Raw genomic sequence first — 18107 nt, forward strand, 5'->3', positions numbered from 1 at the left:
ACTTCCCGAATTCTCCTGCACCAAGTTGGGGTCCCCGCATGCCTCGATCCACCCGTTTTATATCTATATCAACCGCAATAGGAGTAGCTGGGTCGCTGGTCCTCCTGTCGTCCGGCTGCTCCATCTCGAACAGCGGCAAGCCCGACACCGCGGCTTCGACAGCGCAGCCACACTCTGTGTCGGCAGGCATCCCGGATACAGCCTCACCGAGCACGAACGTCACAGAGACTTCAGCAACTACCGCTCTCCCCAGTGACGTCGAGCGGACGGCGCGTGCCTTCACCGCGGCCTACGCGGAGCACGACGCCCGCGACGGAGCCGACAACTCGTACGCGGACGCCGGCGCTCGGGCCGCCAGGCTCGCGTCTGGGGACCTGGCGGGCGTTCTGGCACAGAAGCGTCCGAGCCAGGACGCTGCATGGGCCGCCCTGCGGGCCGAAAAGGCGCACCAGACGGCCAAAATCACGTCAGCGACCGTCCCCGACGGTGCACCCGCCGTGACGGCCTCCTCCGCTCTCGTCCGCGTGAGCTACACCCTCACGACCACCCCGAAGTCCGGGCATGCGCGAAGCAGCAGCGAACAGCTCGCGCTCCGCCTGGAACACACCTCCGAGGGCTGGCGCGTCACCGCCTTGCCCTGGGCGTGACGGGGCCGCGATGAACAAGGGCACGCAAGTTGGCCTGGGACTCGTCACGGCCGGGCTGATCGCCGGTGTCGCCATGCTGACCACGTTCGGCGGGGCCGACAGTGCTTCCGCACAGGAAACCGGTCCCGGCGGCGGCATCAAGACGGACGCGCCGGTACCAGGCTGGGTCCGCGAGCTGATCAACAAGCACGCTGGCGAATGCCCCCAGGTCACGGCTTCGCTCCTGGCGGCTCAGCTCTACACGGAGTCGAGCTTCAACCCGAAAGCAGAGTCCAAGGACAAGGACGGCAACCCGATCGCGCAGGGCATTGCGCAGTTCACCCCTGAGACCTGGGCCGCTCACGGTGTCGACGGTGACGGAGATGGGGTCAAGGACGTCCGCAACCCCGCCGACGCTATCGCGGCGCAGGCGAAGTACGACTGCACGCTTGCCGAAGAGGTCAAGGGGGTGCCCGGGGACTCAACGGACAACATGCTCGCCGCGTACAACGCAGGTGGCGGCGCCGTGATCAAGTTCGGCGGCATCCCACCGTATGCCGAGACCCGCGATTACGTGCGGAACATCAGGCAGTTGGCCTCGGAGTGGGCCGATGCCGTACAGCCGAACGCTCCGGCAGGCAAGGGTGCCGCTCGCGCGATCTCCGCCGCGAAGACCGCGCTGGGTACCTGGTACCAGTGGGGCGGCAGCTGTACCTCGCCGTACAAGGGCGCCGGCGGCTGCGACTGCTCGTCGCTCACCAAGATGGCCTGGGCCGCAGCTGGCGTGAACCTCCCGAGGGTCACCTACGACCAGGTCCACGCCGGGACAGCCGTCAAGAGCGTGTCCCAACTCCGCCCAGGTGACTTGCTGTTCAGCGTCCCCGGCAGCGCGGGCCCTGAGCACGTCGGCATGTACATCGGTGACGACCAGGTCATCGAGGCCCCGCACACGGGCGCCCAGGTGCGGATCAAACCGCTCAGTTTCTGGACGCCGCAGATCATCGCGATGCGGCACGTCGGCTAATCGCCACAAATCATCTCATTTACCTCTTAAAGCACTAAGGGACTGAACATGCACAACCTCCTGTCTGCCGCTGCCGATCCCTCCCTGCACACCACCCTCGCCGCCGGAGCCGACGTCGTGTCCGGTGTGAAGCCCGACTGGGGCCCCTTCGGGAAGCTCGGCGGCACGGCGAAGGTGATCCTCGGCGTCATCGCAGCCGTCGTCCTCGTCGTCGGGGCCGGTGCGTTCCTGGCCGGTGTCGGCAAGTCCAAGGGCTGGTTCGGTGAGGGCCACTCCACGATGGACAGCTCGCGCGGCAAGGGCATGATGGTCGGTGGCCTGACCTGCGTCTTCCTCGTCGCTTCCTTCGGCACCATCTTCGCCATCACCTACGGCATGGGTGTGTGACCCATGACGTCCCGATCCCGACGGAGGAAGGTTTCCTCCCCCGAGTCCACCGGAGCGCGCCGACCGTCGGCGAAGCTCTGGGGAATCGCCGCCGCAGGGGCGGCTGTGGTGACCGCGGCCGGGGTGATCGTCAGCATGACCACGGGTACCCCGCCCGCTTCCGTCCCCTCCGCGTCAGCCACCGCCCACTCGACTCCGCAGACGAGCGAAGCGGGCGTTCACGAGCTGCACGGCGTCCCGGTCGGCTACCCACACACGCGGTCTGGAGCCAAGGCGGCGGCAGCCAACTACACCATAGTGTCCGGCAGTTCGCAGTTCCTCACGGACAAGGACGCGCGGCACCGCGCGGTGTCGGTCATGGCGGCCGAGGGAACGGCCGGTGCGGCAGTGAAGAAGGCCGACCACACCGCCGGTGACGCGGTCAGCTCCCTTCGAGGCGACGCCTCCAAGGTCTCCGTCAAGAAGGCCATCGCACGTACCGGTGTCCTCTCGGCCCACGTCCTGGGCTTCGACTCGCAGAGGGCGATGGTCCGGCTGTGGACGACGACGGTTCGCGGCAGCGCAGCCGGGCACGCGACGCCCCAGGCGGGTTTCCAGTCGGTGACGGTCACGCTGGTCTGGGAGTCGAACGACTGGAAGTTGAAGGACAGTTCGGCCTCGACCGGCCTGGTCGCTCCGATCGACGTGCGGCAGGCGTCCAACGTGCCGGGGGACTTCTCCGACTACGTTCCGGGCGCTGCAGAAGACCCCGTGCTGAGCGGCGCCGAGGACCAGCGCGGCTTCCCAGCCCCGTACGGGCACAGTGAGCGTGGCGCACGCGCCGCTGCGGTCAGCGCCACCATGCTCTACGGCGATCCCCGGTTCTTCACCAATGAAGACTGGCGGCACCGAATGCTGACGGCCACAGCAGCACCGAGTGTGCTGCACTCGGTCACCTCGGACACTGACTCGTCGGCTCGCCTGGTCATGGAGAACCGAGGGGTCGGTGCCGACGGGAAGGCTGCCGACGGAAGCGAACTGATCACGCGGACCGCGGCGCTCGCTACCCGCTCGATCTCCTACTCCGACCAGGCCGCGAGCGTCGAGCTGTGGACCGCATCGGTGGGCGGCGTCGCCGGGAAGGACGAGACGCAGCGCCCGCAGGTCGCCTTCCTGCGGATGACCGTGGACCTGGTCTGGGAGGACGGCACCTGGAAGACGACGGCCGTCACGCCGTCCGAACCGCTCGTGCCTTCGCCGCCTGCGATGCAGGAGGCGGACCCGGCCGACAGCTTCGCGGACGTGGGGGGTGCCAGCAATGCGCCTGCGACTGCGTGACGACGCCCCCGGCCTGCTGACCATCGAGCGTGGCACCCCGGGCCGCTGGCGCCGCCGCCTCCAGGCGGTGGCCATGGTCAACATGATCATCGGGTTCGTATTCGTGCCCTCCGCGGTGGCCAACCCGTTCTGCTACATCCCGATGGTCTGCGAGGCGAAGGCGGCCATCGACTTCGTCAAGGACCCGTTGGGGTTCCTGTTGCAGAAGTTGGCGGAAGCGAACATCTGGTTCCTGCGTAAGATGCTGGAACTGATCCAGAACACCACGAAGATCGACCTCACGAGCCCCGGTTTCCTGAAGCAGTACGCGATCATCTTCGCCGCTTCCAGCCTGCTCACCGTTGCCTTGTGGCTGATCGCCGTGGCCAAGCGGGCGGTCCGCGGAGTTGCCGTGACCACCGCGATTTCCGAGGCGATCGGCTTCCTTCTCCTTCAGTTCGTGGTCAACGCGATGACGCCGGGTGCGATCGCTCTGCTGATGAAGGCCATTGACGAAGTCACGGCCATCTTCGAGCCCTACGCAACATCGAACTTCAAGCCGTTCCTGGAGAACATCCTCAAGGTCATGGCGGCGAACCCCACCGAGGGCGTGGGGCAGCTGCTGGTCGTCAACCTCATCATGATGTGCGGCGCCCTGTTGATGTGGATCGAGCTGCTGATCCGCAGCGCGGCCATCTACGTGGCTGTCGCGCTCGGGCCCATCGTCAACGCCGGGCTCGTCGACCGCGACCTGTGGAACAAGAGCAAGAAGTGGTTCGGCGCCATTTTCGCCGTCGGGTTGAGCAAGCCGGTCTTGTTCGCCCTGCTGGGCCTTGGCGGCGCAGTCCTCAGCGACACCTCAGGGAGCATGTCCGACGCGGTCTCCAAGACCCTGGTCGGCGCGCTGATCTTGCTCTTGGCAGTCTTCGCGTCCGCCACGCTCTACAAGTGGGTGCCCGCCTTCGGCGACGAAATGGCTCAGCTCCACCACGACCGGAAGAACGCCCAGTCCTCCGGCCCGGCCGCCGCCATCGACGGCCCCGGCCAGCACGCCAACCGCGCGATGGGTGCCCGCGTGCAGGACTCCTTGGTCGGCGGCGGCTCCAAGAGCGCGGGCGCCAAGACAGCTGGCGCGAAGATGGGCGGCGGAACGGCCGTGGCCGGACCGGTCGCCGCCGGAGCAGCCGTCGCCAAGGCCGGCGTCGACATGGCCAAGAACAAGGCCACCAGTGCCCCGGGCGCGCAGGGTACCGACGCCGCAGGCGGCGGCAAGCCCGATCAGCCCGAAGGCCAGCAGGGCAGCAATGACACCGCCGGTACGTCCGGTGCACCGGCCGCCGCTCGTCCCCAGGGAGCGACATCCGACCCTGTCGTCAGCTCTTCTCCTGACTGGTCCTCGGCCGGTGGCCACGCGTCGGCCGGACGCCCACCGGGAGCCAGCGGGGCACCGAGCACGGCTCAACCGCCCTCGCCGCCGTCGCCCGGCCGGGGAACCGCCGGTCCGACGCCGCCCGCCTCCCCCTCGTCCGCATCAGGAACCACCTCGGGCTCCGGGCCCTCCGTCACACCCCCGCCGCCTCCGCGGCCCTCGGGCGGCCAGGCCCCTGGACGACCGAACCCCAGCAAGGATCAGTGACCCTCCATGTCGACTCGTACGTATCAGTTCGGAAAGCACCGTCCCACGGGGCTGGTGGGCCGCCGCGACCTCGGCGAACAGGTCGTCCTCGGCGGCGGTGCCGTCACCGGCATCCTGCTCGGCTACCTCTTCAACGGCGTGACGGCCATCGCCGCGACGAGCCTCGTCCTGCCGATGCTGCTCGCCCTGGTCATCGTGTACGCCCCGTACCGCCCCAAGGGCACGTCCCAGCGGCGCACGCTGTACCGCTGGTGGCGGATCAACCGCTACCACCACAAGGCGCTCCGCCGCACCGGCGGCGTGTGGGTGTCCCCGGCCTTCGAGGCCGGCGTGCGCCGCGACGGCACCCCGCCGGACGCCGCTCTGGCGGAGCCGGAGGGCGTCACCGGGATGACGTGGGTGCCGGTCACGGTCCGCGGACAGCAGGCCGTCGTGGTCCTCCAGCCGGAGGCCGGGTGCGTCACGGCAACTCTGGAGATCGCCTCGCCCGGCCTCGGCGGCAAGGAGGTCGGTGAACAGGTTGTCGCCCTGGAGCGCTGGAGCGAACTCCTCGACGCCTTCGGCAACGTCGAAGAGCACCCGGTGAAGCGGATTCAGGTCCTTGCCCGGCAGATGAAGTCCGACCCCTACGCCCACCAACGGTTCATCGCGCAGCGCGACGAGTCGGCCGCGACGACGGACGCGCCGCAGTGGCTGAAGGACTCGTACGACGTGCTGGCCAACGCCGTGTCCACTTCTGCGGAGGAGCACCGCTACTACATCACCATCCACGCGAAGTTCACCCGCGACCTGGCGGCCGAGGGTGCCGCCCGCGGAACCGGTGACGAAGGAGTCGCCGCCGCCATGGCCGCGTACCTGGATGAGCTGTGGTCCCGCGCCGAGGACGCCGACCTCTCCGTGATCGCACCCCTGGACGAAGGCCGGATGACCGCGTTCATCCGCAACAGCTACGACCCGGACCACGCCATCTGGGACACCGACCTCCCGCAGGCGCATGCCTTCCCCCGCAACGTCGACGTCCGCGACGGCGCCCACGTAGCCACCCGCGCGGCAGGCTCCACCGAGAGCTGGTACCACGCAACGGCCGCCGTGGTCGGATGGCCCACCACCCCCGTCGGTCCTGACTTCCTGTCGCCCCTGCTGATCGGGATGCCCGACGTCATCCGCACGATCTCGATCACGCAGCAGCTCGAACCCAACGACAAAGCCGTGGAGCGCATGCTCGCGGAGGACACGAACAACCAGGCCGAGATGGACCGCGACCGTAAGCGCGGCAAGAACATTGACCCGCGCGACCGCATCGCCGCGGACGCCACCGGGTCACGGGGCATGGCTCTGGCCTCCTCTGGCGCGGCCGGCTCCGCCGTCGTCGGCTACATCACCATCTCCTCGCGCAGTGCCGGGGAACTGGAGCGCACGAAGCGCACCACCGCTTCCCGCGCCCGCAACGCCCACCTCCGAATCGAATGGCTCGACCTCGAACATGCTCGCGCCTTCGCCACGACCCTCCCCCTCGCCGGAGGCATCAAGTGACTGACCTGCTCGACCTCGCCCCGCTGTCCCCGATGCACGAGACGGTGCACCGTCCCCTCTACACCGAGACGACCACCAGCCAGGCCCTGTACCTGCCCATCGCACCGCCGACCCTCGGCACTGCGGGCGCGATCATCGGCCGGGAACTCTACTCCGGCAAGGCGTTCATCTACTGCCCCTTCAGCGCCTTCGGCGACGGCCTGCCCGGCGGCAACATGATCGTGATGGGTGACACCGGCCGGGGGAAGTCGGCCCTGACCAAGACGTACACCGCGCGACAGATCCGCCTCGGCCGACAGGTGGTCGTCCTCGACACCAAGGAACAGAAGGAACGCGAGGAAGGCGAGTGGGCAGCGCTCGGCCGCTCGCTCACCGGCAAGGCCCCGGTGAAGTTCGCCCCCGGCGGTGGCCGTGGCGCCTCGTGCATCAACCCGATGGACCCTGCCATCGCGGGCAAGCGGCAAGTCGAGCTGGTGCGCACGATCGTTGAACTCGGGCTCGGCAAGGCCCTGGACGAATTCGCCGGCTCTGCTCTGCGGATCGCGATCCGCCGGGCCCACCAGCGGGCGGGCGACCTCGGCCGTACCCCGGTCCTCGCCGACGTCGCCGCCGCACTCCGGTCCCCGGAGGAGTCCGACGCGACGGCCAAGCAGCGGACGCGGGACGAACTCCTCGGTGACGGCCTGGAGGCGTCCTACGTCCTGGACCGGCTCTGCGGAAGCGAGCAGGACGCAACCGGGGACCTCACGGGCATGCTCGACGGGCCGACCAGCCTCGGCGTGGACCTCGACGCCGACATGATCGTCTTCGACCTGACCAAGGTCCCATCCGGCGGCGTCGCCATGACCATCCTCGTCGCCGTCATCAGCGTCTTCCTCGAAGAGGTCTGGCATCGCCCACTGTGCGAATGCGGGACGGAGCCGGGGCAGCACGACCGCATCGTGGTCGACGCGAACTCCGGAGCCTGGGAGCTGGGACCGAACCGCGCATCGGGCTGCCGCCGGTACACCCAGCGAAAGCGCATCCTCGTGTGCGAGGAAGCGTGGCACATCCTCGGCACGCCCCAACTCGCCTCGCTGCTTGAGAAGTTCTTGAAATTCGCGCGGGGTTATGGCCTGTCCTGCATCTTCATCGTCCATCACCTGTCGGACATCGATGACAGCCCGGAGACCCAAGCAGCTCTGAAGATGGCCGACACCATCGTGATCTACAGCCAGAAGAAGGCCGAGGCGGAAGCGACGGTGACCCGACTGGGCCTGCCGGCCTGGACGGCGGAGCACATCATGCGCCTTCGCCGCGGGATCGCGCTGTGGAAGGTCGGCGAAGTCATCTATCCCGGCGTCCAACACCTCCTGGTCGAGGCCGAACAGCACCTGTGCTTCTCCTCCGGCTCGATGACCGACCTGACCAGCACCTCCCCGGACACCGAATGAGCAGGCACCGCCACCTCTCCGCCGCCTACCCCTTCCACTCAGATTCGGAGCGCGCCCCCGTCATGACCCTAACCCCCGACCACACCACGCTCCCGGCCGACGAGCACGCGGCGCGACAGGACATCGACCAGCTGCACGCCGAAGCGCTCGACCTCGCCCGACGAACGAAGGCGCTGGCCGTCGTACTGGACCACGGCGACTACTCCGCCGCCGGGGGCCGCGTCCGCACGGCCGTCACCCACATCTGGCGAGCCGCCGAGGACCTGCACAGCGCCTTTCACACAGCGCCCCCGCGCTGTGCCGGGCCCGACGCTTCGTTGTCGCGGCTGTGCGGTCGGCGGATGCGCTACCTGGCGGCCCGCGCCGCGCGGAGGGCCGAGTAGTGGACATCATGCCTGGCGGAATCTCCCTGGCCCTGTACGCCCTGACAGTCGTGTGCGCGGTGGCCCTGGTCACGGTCTGGGTCCTGCTGAACCGGAGCCGACGCAACGCCGGATTCGCGAGCAAGGGACAGCTGAAGCGCCAGTTGTCAGCCAAGGCGGTCCTGCGGGCCACCGAGATCCGCCCCTCCCTCACCAGCGACGACGGCCGACCGGCCCGCGCATCAGGAGTGAGCTTCGCGAAAGACGGCTCCGCCGCTCGTTGATCTCTCCCTTCCTCGTCTCCCACCTCGTTCCGGAGCACGTTATGCACCACCCCCTCGATCCTCACGATTTCGGCTACTCGCTGGGCACCTCGCAACGCCCGAAGGGAGTCGAGCTGTGGTCCCGCGCCGACAAGGCATGCCGGGTCATCGGCCCCATGGGCAGCGGAAAGACCCTGCGATTCTTCGCACCGCTCGTCCGAAACTGGGCCGGGCCGGTCCTGGCCACCTCGACCAAGCCCGACCTGGTCGAACTGACCCTCGACGCCCGGCGACGGGACGGCCGCCCCGTCGCGGTCTTCGACCCGCAGAACATCGCTCCGAGCCTCCCGAAGTTCCGGTGGACGCCAATCAACGGCGCGTCCGAAACGGAAGTCGCGATGATGAGGGCCAAGGCGTTCGTCGCAGGCTCGCGCACTCCCAACAGCGCGGCACAGTCCAGCGAGGGCAGCGCCTTCTACAAGGGACAGGCGTCCAAGATCCTCGCCGCCTTCTTCCACGCTGCCGCTCTCGACGGCGCGTCCCTGGACTGGGTACTTCGGTGGAGCCGCAAGCTCACCGACCCGGCGCCGCTCGGCATCCTCGACGCTCACCCCGGCGCCGGCCCCGGCTGGGCGGACATGCTTCGCACGGCGACCTCCGGCGACAGCCGCACCGTCGGCAACACCGCCAGCACGCTCGACGCGGCCCTTGAGCCCTTCATGCACCAGTCGGTGGTCAATGCTCTTCAGGGCGAAGGTGAGGACCCGACGGATTTCGACGCGTTCCTCGACGCCGGGGGCACCCTCTACTTGCTGGGCAAGGACTCCGAGGTGAACAGCGTCGCCCCGCTGACCACCGCAATAGCCGAAGACCTGCTGGATCTTGCGGAGGCTCACGCCATCGCCTCCCCGGCCGGGCGACTCGATCCCGCACTGCTCGCCGCCTTGGACGAGGCGCCGAACATCGCGCCCATCCCCAGCTTGCGCCAACGCGTCGCCGACGGCCGGGGCCGTGGCATCACGGTCATCTACGGACTCCAGGCTTGGGCATCCGCCCGTGCCCGCTTCGGTGAGGATACGGCGAAGGAGCTGGCCGCCTTCACCAACAACGTTGTGGTCTTCAGCGGGGACAAGGACCCCGACTTCCTCAAGGACATGTCCGACCTGTGCGGTCAGGTCGAACGCGAGCGCACGACGAAGACCACGTCCGGCGGGGACCGTGGCGGCCACTCAACTGCCACACACATGGCGCTGGAACCGGTCTTGCGAGGAGACGAGATCAGGGGCCTGCCCGAGGGCCATGCTCTGGTCCTCGCGGACAACCTCCCGCCAGTCGTCACGCAACTCGACGGCATGTGGACGTGGGAATCGTGGACCGAGATCGAGGGTCACGTTCGCAATCTGCGAGCCACCAACGAAGCCGAGCGAACTCGGCGAAACACGAAGAAAAAGAACCAGGCCAAGGCTCACGCCGCCGCGTGGGCCGGCCGTGAAGGAGCGGCTGCCGCATGACCAACGCCCTTTCCGCCTTCGAGCCGTTCCCCGAGCCGCCCGCGCTGATCCTGGAGTACATCGCGGAGCGGAGCGCGGAGGAGTCCGTGGTCGACGGCCCCGCCCCGTGGGACCTCGGCGCCCTGCCAGCGGAGTTGATCGAGCCGATGCCCACATGGCTCGATTCCGTGTGCCGCTGGTTGAACGGGCGGTACGCCTGGCAGCCGCAGGAGGTCATCCCGCCTTGCTGGGCGAAGCATGAGGGCTTGGCGTACGAGATCGCGGCCCTGGCCTTCGCCAGGGGGGACGCGTACGCGGCCGCGGGCTCGTCCGTCACCTGGCACGAGCAGTACGACCGATTCCTCACACGGATGAACAAGGCACTGGGTAAGGCCGGAGACGAGTGCCGAGTGGGGCGGCACGAAGACCGCCCCGCCCGCTTCCAGCTCGCTGCCTGGCCGACGACGTCCGCCGACGACTCAAGCCCGCCGCCGTCCTCCGGCCTGGTCGGGGAGGCGGCGTGATGATGACGAACCCGGACATCATCTTCGCTGCGGACCCGAACCGCGGCCTGGTAGCCCGAAGTGGGTGGGAGCAGGCGGAGGCCCGGACCGTGCTCCGTGACCTCGGCTGGGAGTGGGAGGAGGAGATGCACGTACTTGTCCCACCGAACGACGTCGCCGAAGCCGATGCGGGAGTCCAGGCTGTGAAGGAGCTACATCTGCACGGGTACCGAACGGGATATGCCGTCGGCCCTTACGGCGCGATGCGGCTGACCCTGGACCGTGCGGAGCAGGTGTTCACGATGATCACTGAGCAGCAGCGCACCGAGGCAGTGCCGAGGTCCGTCGCTTCCGCAGAACAACGTCCGGCTGGGGGGACGCGGCCATCGGCGTACAGCAGCACAGCTGCCTCGGCGGCCCCTCACCCATCAGAGCCGGACGCACCAGCCATCTAGCGAGGCAAGCCCGGCCCGGCATTTGAGGAACGCCCTGATTCCTCGGGTGCCGGGCCGCAGTATATCAGGAGCCACGGGCCATGACCTGTACTGGTCAGGTCTTTTTGGCCCAGTAGTCCTTCAGCATCTCGCCGGACCATGTTGGTGCCGATTGTTCCGCGCGGCAGCTCAGTTCTGCGGCCACAGCATCAGGGCCGTACACCATCAGGGTGCGGAGCGCACTGGTGTCTCGCGCGCCCTGCCAAATGCCGTCCACTGGTGTGTGGAACGGGATCACGGCCACACCCCGGGTGGTGAACGGCTCGGTGCGGAGATACTTCATTCCGCCCGTACCGCAAAGGTAGCCACTAGCGTTCGTGGCCAGGGCAAGGTCGGCGAGCCGTAGAGACCGATCCGCCCGCACGGTGAACTCACTGCTGCGTAGGATCTGCCCTTTCCAGCCGAGGAGTCCGAGCAGGAGGCGGATGGACGCCTCCGCGATCACTGCCGTCTTGTCGGTAGCTGCAAACTTATCGGTGACTGCTCCGAGTTCAGAGCGCAGGGCAGGCCAGAAGCGGCTCCCTCCGTAGTGCTGGGAGAGCATGTGAGCGATCCGGCGACGTGACCGTTCGGGGTCGGCGAGTCGGGCCTCCTTGATGATGGTCGCTCGCCCCTCGGGCAGATGAGTGGGAAGCGTGAGCCACTGGCGCTGCTGCGAGCAGCCCAAGGTGGCGAGCCGGGCGCGGTGCTGGTAATCGCGGCGGGCGAACTGCACATCATCCAGGACGATCCAGTAGTCCGCCGCGAACAGCTTTGCCAGGGTGCTCAGCCTCGGGAACAGGTTCGGCTGGTGGATTGCGCAGAGCCCTCCCGCTGGAGTCGGATCATCCGGCGATGAGCCTGCTAGTGAAGCCGTCGTGGATGAGAGACGTATACGCAGCATGCACGTCCTCCGGAACCTCCTGCTCGATGGCGAACCCGAGCGCTGGATACTCGATCACCCGCTGGAGGTCGCCGACGAGCTGATCGGTGACGAGCTTCTCGTCACCGATGCTCTTGAGATAGTCGTCGAACTCCAGTGGCTCTGAGGCACAGATCACGTCGACCTCGGGCCACATCTTGCGGGCGGTGGCGAAGGAGCGTCGCTCCATGTAGGGCATGGAGACCAGCAGTACCGTGCCTGGTTTGATGCCTGCGGCAGCCAGGGCGTCCCTGGAGAAGGTGATGTTCTGCCCGGTGTTCCGTGCCTTGGGCTCCAGCAGGATCGCCTCGTTCGGCACTCCGAGGTTCAGTGCGTGCTCGCGGAAGTGCACAGCCTCGCCGCGGGGGAACCGTTCCGGCGCGGTGGGGTTGGGGCCGCCCGTGAAGACCAGGGTCGGGAAGAGGCCGGCGCGGTACAGCTGGGCGCAGTAGGCGGGTACCCCAAGGTCGTGGCTGCCGAGGCCGATCGCGGCGTCAGTGGGCTGCACGTCGTGGTGCATCTGGTGGTAGGCCCAGATCAGCTTGGCCCGCTGCCGCTGGTCGTCGGTGATGGCCCGCTGGTTGTCCGTCACTCGCTTGTCTCCCTGGTCACGGTCGCAGGGGGCCGGGTGCCCCCTGGCTCGCTTTCCGGATGCCCTCGATGCTTCGGAGTTGATGGCTCAATCCGAACTCGGCGGCAAGTTTCTGAGCGCCCTCGAGGACACGGAACCCATCATCCAGGGTGACGGGGTCGGACAGCAGGATGTGGCCGTACGCGGTGTCCAGGCGCACTCGCTGCATGGGCGAGTCAGCCACACAGGTACTACGAGCGACGTCGATCAGCCGTAGGGCGGCGTCCAGGTCGCCCGCGCCGCGGCAGGCTAAGGCAAGCTTCTGGTGGGCCACCGACCAATCGTCGGGTTCGGAGAGGTCTTCAAACTCGTGGATGGCACCCTGCATGACGCGGGCGGCGTAGTCGTGGTTTCCGTCCTTACTCAAGGCCGTTCCCACCCACAAGCGTGCCCGAGCTCGGTCCCTGCGACCCAAGCGATCATCGACGGCTAGATCCTCGTACCGGCGGGCCGCCGTATCCAGCTCGCCGCCCATCTCCGCTACGACGGCCAGGGAGAGATCGAGCTGCGCAACGCGGCGTGGAATCTCCAGTTGGGCGAAGATCGACCGTGCCCCTGCGTAGGAGCGTTGAGCGGACAACGGCCCAAGGACCTCTCCTTGGTCACGCCGGAGATCGCCATGCAGCGTCGTGGACCGGGCAAGTAGGTAAAGACCGCGATCATCCAGGTCAGAGGGCTGGAAGCGGGCAGTCCAGCGGTGCAGGAGATCGTCCGCGTAGCGGAACTTCTGGCGGGAGAGCGCGACAACCGTGCGTTCGAGATCGTCCGCCCATTCCTCGTACTGCCAGGCTCGCGGGCGCGGGATAGTAACCCGCCGGTTCAGCCCTGCCGCTGCCTGTCCCGTCTCGGAGAGATAGGTCTCGAACCGGAGGTGCGCCGCCGAGTCGGCTTGAGCAAGGGTGGTATCCAGGATGGCCTGGCTGTCGGCGTTGGGCTTGGTCCCGGCCAGCAGCTTTTCCCACTTCGAGACCGTGGTGACCGCAACGCCAAGGCGCTCGGCGAAGCCGCGGACGCTCATCCGGAGAGCCTGACGCAGGGCACGGGCCTCCAGGCCGGTCCATTCGTGCACGGTCGCCACGCGTCGCTCCCTTCCGTCCGTCATGGAAGCACGGCACGTGCAGCGGTGGGGACGGAAGTGGGACACAAGTGGAACAGCCGTTGATTCCCGTGGCACTCGCACAGCGAGAGGGTCGAACTGGCCGAGTTCTCCGATCCCTTGGGCGGTAGATCATGGAACCTCTCACCGAGCAGCGCAAAGTCAGAGGTCCCGTCGTCTACGGCTTCCTGCGCCTGGTGGGACACTCTGCAGCTCGGCAGCAGGCGCTGACCATAGCTGTCATCGAATACTGCAAAATCCATGAACTGACGCTGGGCGGCCTGTTCACCGAGCGCTGCACGTCGACAGCGGCCGCATTCACTGGCCTACTGCAAGCGCTCCAGGTGCCCGGCTGCTATGGGGTCGTCCTGCCCGCCCCCTCACACCTTGGCCCGAAGGAGATAGCCCTGGACCGCACGCAACGGCTCGATGCGGCTGGGGCACGCCTGCTCTTGGTGCGTGGTACCCGCCGGGGACAGCCCGCCGGCCTCCGGCCGGAGCGTGGTCCCGTCTTGGAGGCCGAGTCGTGACGGCCCTATCAGCGGTTCCTGCGCACTCGGAACGGGCTTCGGCAAGAGGGCGCTCGCAGGACACAGCAGCATCAGGTGGGAGATATGCAGCGAAACCCCGTGTCGTTGTCCTTCATGGAGCTGTTCGCTGCGTTCTCAAGTGCCGGCGCAGCGCGCTCGAACGGGCTGCTGAACGCAGACCCCTTGAGCTGGTACCGGTCGGGCCCGTCAGTGCCGGGCGTGGAGCACCACTCCCAGACGTTGCCGCACAGGTCCTGGACGCCGTACGGGCTGACGCCGGACTGGTAGCGGGCGACTGGTGTGGTGGAGCCGATGCCCGACTCGGCGGTGTTGCACTTCGCGGCTGTCGGCTCCTCCCCCCAGGGGTACGCGCGCCCCTTCGGGCCCCGGGCCGCCTTCTCCCACTGCCGGGCCGTAGGGAGCGCCTTGCCCGCCCAATGCGCGTACGCGTTGGCGTCGTGCCAGGTCACCCAGACCACGGGGTGATCACGCAGGCCGCTCGGGCAACGGCCGCCGGTCGGCCAGTGTTGTGGCGGCTTGTGCCCGGTGGCACGGACAAACCCCTCGTAGTCAAGGTTGGTCGTGGGGTACACGTCGATGCGGAACTCATTCAGCCATACCGACGAGTTCCCCGCCCCGGAAAGGTAGATGCCCTCCTCGACAAGCGCCATGACTTTGCCGTCGACGGGGTGGCGGACCGTCCGCGGGTCACGGCGCAGCAGCTCCTCTGTGCGCTCGTCATGACCCACCGCAGCGTGTTCGGTAAGCATTTGAGCGAAGCGCCACTGGGCGGCCAGGGGCGCCGTGGAGTGCAAGGTGTCCAGTGCGGCCTGGTTGCTCGGGCGCGGCGAGATCGTCGCTCCGCGGCCTTCCCAGTTCTTGAGCTGACGGTGACTGATGCCGACCTTCGCCGCGAACTCCTCGCCGTCCATGCGCAGTGCTTCGCGCAGCAGAGCGATCTCACGGCCGGTCCATCGAGTGACGCCACCTGTCGCCACGCTCGCCCCCTCGCCCTTCGTCTACAGGGTTTCTCCGGTGATGGCCAGGTAGGTGTCGGTGAGCGCGCTCAGTACAGGGTGCTCGGTGGGCAAGGTCGTGTCGTCGATGGCCGACAACGGCCGGACACCGATGGAGGTGTTGGTGGCGAAGGCGGCGGCCATGCCCTTGGCTTGGTCAAGGGTGACGGTCACGGTGTGGTGCTCGATGCCCGTGCTGTGCTGCTGAAGCAGGGCCGTCGTCACGCCGGGCAGGACGAGTGCCTTCGGCCATACGACGGATCCCTCTCCGTCGACGAAGCCCACGTTCCAGGTGCCACCTTCGGATACGTAGCCGTCGCGTCCGACGAACAGCGCGTCTCCGTATCCGGCGAGTTGCGCTGTGCGGCGGGCGTTCAAGGCCCCGAACAATCCTGTGTGTTTGACCTCGGGCAAGTAACGCTCGTACGTGACGCTCATTGCGCGCAACGGCGCGGGGGGAATCATGCCGGCCCCGCGCACGGACACGAGGATGTGTGGATCGTCGGCGTCGGCCGGGCGGCCCATGTCGACCTTCGGGTCGTAAATCGTGACGCGGACGGTGCACGGCCTGTCCTGCCCTTCCAGACCACGACGGACGTAGTCGCGAACGCGGCCGGTATCCAGGTCGGCACCAAAGACGATCTTGCAGTCCCGTACGAGTCGTTCCATATGCAGGGAGAGACCGCGGATCGAGCCATCGGTGTCGACCCGCATGGACGTGAAGTGCGCAAGGTTCGTGAGGGCCAAGGGCTGCAAGTCAGCGGCGGAGGCGGGCTGTCCATCAAGTGTGAGCATGCGGCCCAGCATGGCAGGGAGGCGCCCGGCTCCGGCACCTGTTCGGCAGCTACTGACGCGTCAACTTCCCCGAAACTTCCTTCCCCCTTCTATACCGCACGGTGTTCGCTGGTCACCGAGCGAACACAGTCAGTGATCTTCGAGGCGTGCCGAGCTGCGCGACGCTACGGCCCGCAAGGCTCACGCTCCCCCCACCCTGCCCACCCGGGAGGCTCCCGATGACCCTTACCACGGCCGCGGCCCCCGCTGCCACGGTGTCCCCGAAGACCTTGCACGGCGGCACGGGGTTCGCGGTAGCCGTCAAGCCGGTTGAGGCCCACGTCGCCCGTATGCGGAGGATCACGACGGCTCACCTACGACTGTGGCGCGTGCCTGCCCCGCTGTCCGAGAGCATCGTGCTAGCCCTCTCCGAACTCGTCACCAATGGCATCGTGCACGGTCACGGAGCCGTGGGACTGATCGTGCGGTACACCGCAGACCTGCTGCGCATCGAGGTCAGCGATGGTAATCCGGCCCCGGCTCAGCTCCGGCATGCGGACGACGGGGACATCTCCGGGCGCGGCCTGTTCCTCGTCGCATCCCTCGCGACGGACTGGGGAGTTAGTGACGGCGGCACGACGACCTGGTGCGAGTTCTGCCTCTCCACGGGGAGGCCGTGATGGCCGCAGCCGCCGTAGTGACCGCATCCGCGCCGGTACGACGGCCGATCACCCCCAAGGACGTGGCAAAGCGACGGCTCGCCCACAGCCTGTCCCGCTCCCTCGCGGAGGAGGGGATCAGCTACGACCTGATCGCCACTCTTGAGGAAGTCCTGAGTGACCGACCCGCGCCTCCTGCCGCCAACCGGAGGCGCGACGAACTCTTAGCCTCGGCCTCCCTTTGCCCCGTCAGCAGCCTCTGAAGACCGAGCCGCTGAGCGAGGAGGACACGGCGCGGATCGCCACCCGGTTCCGCCGGGCCACGTACCAGCTCGTGCAAGTGGTCCCGCACCGCGTGGCGATGTACCCGACGGAAGAGCTGCGCCGTCTGCTCGCTCTGCGCGACGAACGGCCGGCTCCGAGCGAGGAACTGTCATACCTGCGCCGGTATGCCCTCACCATTGTCGCCCTCCTCGACCTGATGGGAGACGACAAATGACACGCGCTCTCTCCTTGCACATCGGGCCGGAACTCCGGGTCGAGTCCGCTGCTGAGGCACTTGGACACCTACGCGTGACAAAGACGAGGACAGCAGTGACCAGGCCCACCTTGCTGGATGCCATCACCGCCGCGGTGCATGGTGATGAGCATCAGGTGGTGCGCGAGGATGCCCGTCAAGTGATCCTCGCGGCCCGCGAATGCCTGGCCGGTGACGACGCCGACCTCTATGCCAGCCTTCATGTACCGGCAGTGGAGGCGCTGATCACCAATCTCCTGCCTACCTGTACGAAACGCGCCATACGGTCGCCGTTGGCTATCGCTGTGGTCGACCACGCTCGCGCTCTCGTCGACGGCACCCACGTCAGCCAAAACTACCCGGCACGACAACGGCTGCGCGTCCTCAACCACTCTGCTCACCGCCTGCTCGTGATCAGCCAGACCATGCCTCGTCGCCGTCGATGGAGACGTCAGCGCCTCGACCCCTCCTGGCACTGGCGGACGGCTGGCAGCCATGAGAGGTCAGGCCGCCACCTCCACCCCCAGGTCCCCGACGCTGCTGGCCGGTTCGCCACGACCCGCCCAGAAGCGGGTCGACCAGCAGCGATCAACCAGCACGCCCCGACGGCGTAACCACACCCCCGATTCCGGAGTTCCCTCATGTGCCAGCATCAGCCGCCATGCCCGCCGCCTGAGGCTTCCGATCGGGAGGCCGCGCAACTGGTGGCGCACCACCCGGAGCAGGGCTGGTTTGTGCAACGGGGTCCTGTTCTTCGAGGTTATGTCGATCTCCCAGTCACAAGGGCTGGTCTGACGTGCTGCTTTGCGAGATGGACATGCCGTTTCAGCGGCTATGGACGCTGGGCTGTGCGAGCTTACTGATTTCAGCTCGTCAGGGTGATTTTTCGTGAAGTCTCTGGTGGGGCTGGACCGTCGTCTGTATCCCGTGGTGTAT

21 protein-coding genes and 1 pseudogene are annotated in these 18107 nt (G+C 67.7%); 17 read left to right on the forward strand and 5 right to left on the reverse strand.

What is annotated here, in order from left to right; genetic code table 11:
* Positions 1-497 precede the first annotated feature (497 nt).
* From EST92_RS32240 to EST92_RS31810, 12 genes are all read left to right on the forward strand, one after another.
* A complete protein-coding gene (locus EST92_RS32240; protein WP_254068874.1) occupies positions 498-647 on the forward strand; it encodes a hypothetical protein in 150 nt (49 codons plus the stop codon).
* A gap of 10 nt (positions 648-657) precedes the next feature.
* Entirely contained in the window at positions 658-1650 is a 993-nt protein-coding gene (locus EST92_RS17355) for a bifunctional lytic transglycosylase/C40 family peptidase (RefSeq protein WP_129281821.1), read from the forward strand.
* 48 nt (positions 1651-1698) lie between these two features.
* The gene (locus EST92_RS17360) at positions 1699-2037 is read left to right on the forward strand and encodes a hypothetical protein (RefSeq protein ID WP_007447287.1); all 339 of its coding nucleotides are present in this window, start codon (positions 1699-1701) and stop codon (positions 2035-2037) included.
* A 135-nt stretch (positions 2038-2172) separates the two neighbouring features.
* Positions 2173-3354, forward strand: coding sequence for a hypothetical protein (locus tag EST92_RS17365; protein WP_254068875.1), 1182 nt, complete (start codon positions 2173-2175; stop codon positions 3352-3354).
* The gene (locus EST92_RS17370; RefSeq protein ID WP_254068876.1) at positions 3335-4969 is read left to right on the forward strand and encodes a hypothetical protein; all 1635 of its coding nucleotides are present in this window, start codon (positions 3335-3337) and stop codon (positions 4967-4969) included. The genes EST92_RS17365 and EST92_RS17370 overlap by 20 nt, the downstream gene beginning before the upstream one ends.
* Positions 4970-4975: 6 nt before the next feature.
* Positions 4976-6502 carry an SCO6880 family protein gene (locus EST92_RS17375; RefSeq protein ID WP_254068877.1) on the forward strand — a complete coding sequence of 509 codons (1527 nt, stop codon included), beginning with the start codon at positions 4976-4978 and terminating at the stop codon, positions 6500-6502.
* Entirely contained in the window at positions 6499-7935 is a 1437-nt protein-coding gene (locus EST92_RS17380) for an ATP/GTP-binding protein (protein WP_129281822.1), read from the forward strand. The genes EST92_RS17375 and EST92_RS17380 overlap by 4 nt, the downstream gene beginning before the upstream one ends.
* Positions 7936-7997: 62 nt before the next feature.
* Positions 7998-8318 carry a DUF6238 family protein gene (locus tag EST92_RS17385; RefSeq protein ID WP_254068878.1) on the forward strand — a complete coding sequence of 107 codons (321 nt, stop codon included), beginning with the start codon at positions 7998-8000 and terminating at the stop codon, positions 8316-8318.
* 8 nt (positions 8319-8326) lie between these two features.
* Positions 8327-8581: a hypothetical protein gene (locus EST92_RS17390; RefSeq protein ID WP_129281824.1), complete on the forward strand. Its 255-nt coding sequence runs from the start codon at positions 8327-8329 to the stop codon at positions 8579-8581.
* Between the two features lie 41 nt (positions 8582-8622).
* The gene (locus tag EST92_RS17395; RefSeq protein WP_129281825.1) at positions 8623-10071 is read left to right on the forward strand and encodes a TraM recognition domain-containing protein; all 1449 of its coding nucleotides are present in this window, start codon (positions 8623-8625) and stop codon (positions 10069-10071) included.
* Entirely contained in the window at positions 10068-10574 is a 507-nt protein-coding gene (locus tag EST92_RS17400) for a hypothetical protein (RefSeq protein ID WP_129281826.1), read from the forward strand. Before EST92_RS17395 ends, EST92_RS17400 begins: the two co-directional genes overlap by 4 nt.
* A complete protein-coding gene (locus EST92_RS31810; RefSeq protein WP_254068881.1) occupies positions 10574-11008 on the forward strand; it encodes a hypothetical protein in 435 nt (144 codons plus the stop codon). Before EST92_RS17400 ends, EST92_RS31810 begins: the two co-directional genes overlap by 1 nt.
* Before the next feature lie 94 nt (positions 11009-11102).
* Here the strand turns inward: EST92_RS31810 and EST92_RS17410 are convergent, their stop codons facing one another.
* Genes EST92_RS17410 through EST92_RS17420 form a run of 3 tightly spaced genes read right to left on the reverse strand, consistent with a single transcriptional unit; the run spans position 11103 to position 13657 of the window.
* Positions 11103-11930, reverse strand: coding sequence for a WbqC family protein (locus EST92_RS17410; protein WP_129281827.1), 828 nt, complete (start codon positions 11928-11930; stop codon positions 11103-11105).
* A complete protein-coding gene (locus tag EST92_RS17415; protein ID WP_129281828.1) occupies positions 11872-12540 on the reverse strand; it encodes a YdcF family protein in 669 nt (222 codons plus the stop codon). Before EST92_RS17415 ends, EST92_RS17410 begins: the two co-directional genes overlap by 59 nt.
* 16 nt (positions 12541-12556) lie before the next feature.
* A complete protein-coding gene (locus tag EST92_RS17420) occupies positions 12557-13657 on the reverse strand; it encodes a hypothetical protein (protein WP_129281829.1) in 1101 nt (366 codons plus the stop codon).
* A 152-nt stretch (positions 13658-13809) separates the two neighbouring features.
* On the opposite strand from EST92_RS17420, the gene EST92_RS17425 reads away from it, so the two are divergent.
* Positions 13810-14205, forward strand: coding sequence for a hypothetical protein (locus tag EST92_RS17425; RefSeq protein ID WP_129281830.1), 396 nt, complete (start codon positions 13810-13812; stop codon positions 14203-14205).
* 71 nt (positions 14206-14276) lie between these two features.
* On the opposite strand, the gene EST92_RS17430 is transcribed toward EST92_RS17425, so the two are convergent.
* Entirely contained in the window at positions 14277-15203 is a 927-nt protein-coding gene (locus EST92_RS17430) for an SUMF1/EgtB/PvdO family nonheme iron enzyme (protein WP_254068879.1), read from the reverse strand.
* A gap of 21 nt (positions 15204-15224) precedes the next feature.
* A complete protein-coding gene (locus tag EST92_RS17435; RefSeq protein WP_174244042.1) occupies positions 15225-16016 on the reverse strand; it encodes an aminotransferase class IV family protein in 792 nt (263 codons plus the stop codon).
* A gap of 218 nt (positions 16017-16234) precedes the next feature.
* Between EST92_RS17435 and EST92_RS17440 the strand changes: the two genes are divergently transcribed.
* The 4 genes and pseudogenes from EST92_RS17440 to EST92_RS32250 all read left to right on the forward strand — a co-directional run bounded on the left by EST92_RS17440 (position 16235) and on the right by EST92_RS32250 (position 17966).
* Positions 16235-16675, forward strand: coding sequence for an ATP-binding protein (locus EST92_RS17440; protein ID WP_129281832.1), 441 nt, complete (start codon positions 16235-16237; stop codon positions 16673-16675).
* A 220-nt stretch (positions 16676-16895) separates the two neighbouring features.
* Positions 16896-17153 carry a hypothetical protein gene (locus EST92_RS32245; protein WP_254068880.1) on the forward strand — a complete coding sequence of 86 codons (258 nt, stop codon included), beginning with the start codon at positions 16896-16898 and terminating at the stop codon, positions 17151-17153.
* Between the two features lie 110 nt (positions 17154-17263).
* Positions 17264-17785 carry a hypothetical protein gene (locus EST92_RS31815; protein WP_216849110.1) on the forward strand — a complete coding sequence of 174 codons (522 nt, stop codon included), beginning with the start codon at positions 17264-17266 and terminating at the stop codon, positions 17783-17785.
* 27 nt (positions 17786-17812) lie between these two features.
* Positions 17813-17966: pseudogene (locus tag EST92_RS32250) on the forward strand (DUF5999 family protein).
* Positions 17967-18107: the final 141 nt, after the last annotated feature.

This window comes from Streptomyces sp. TM32, from assembly GCF_004122755.1.
Classification (GTDB): Bacteria; Actinomycetota; Actinomycetes; order Streptomycetales; family Streptomycetaceae; genus Streptomyces; species Streptomyces sioyaensis.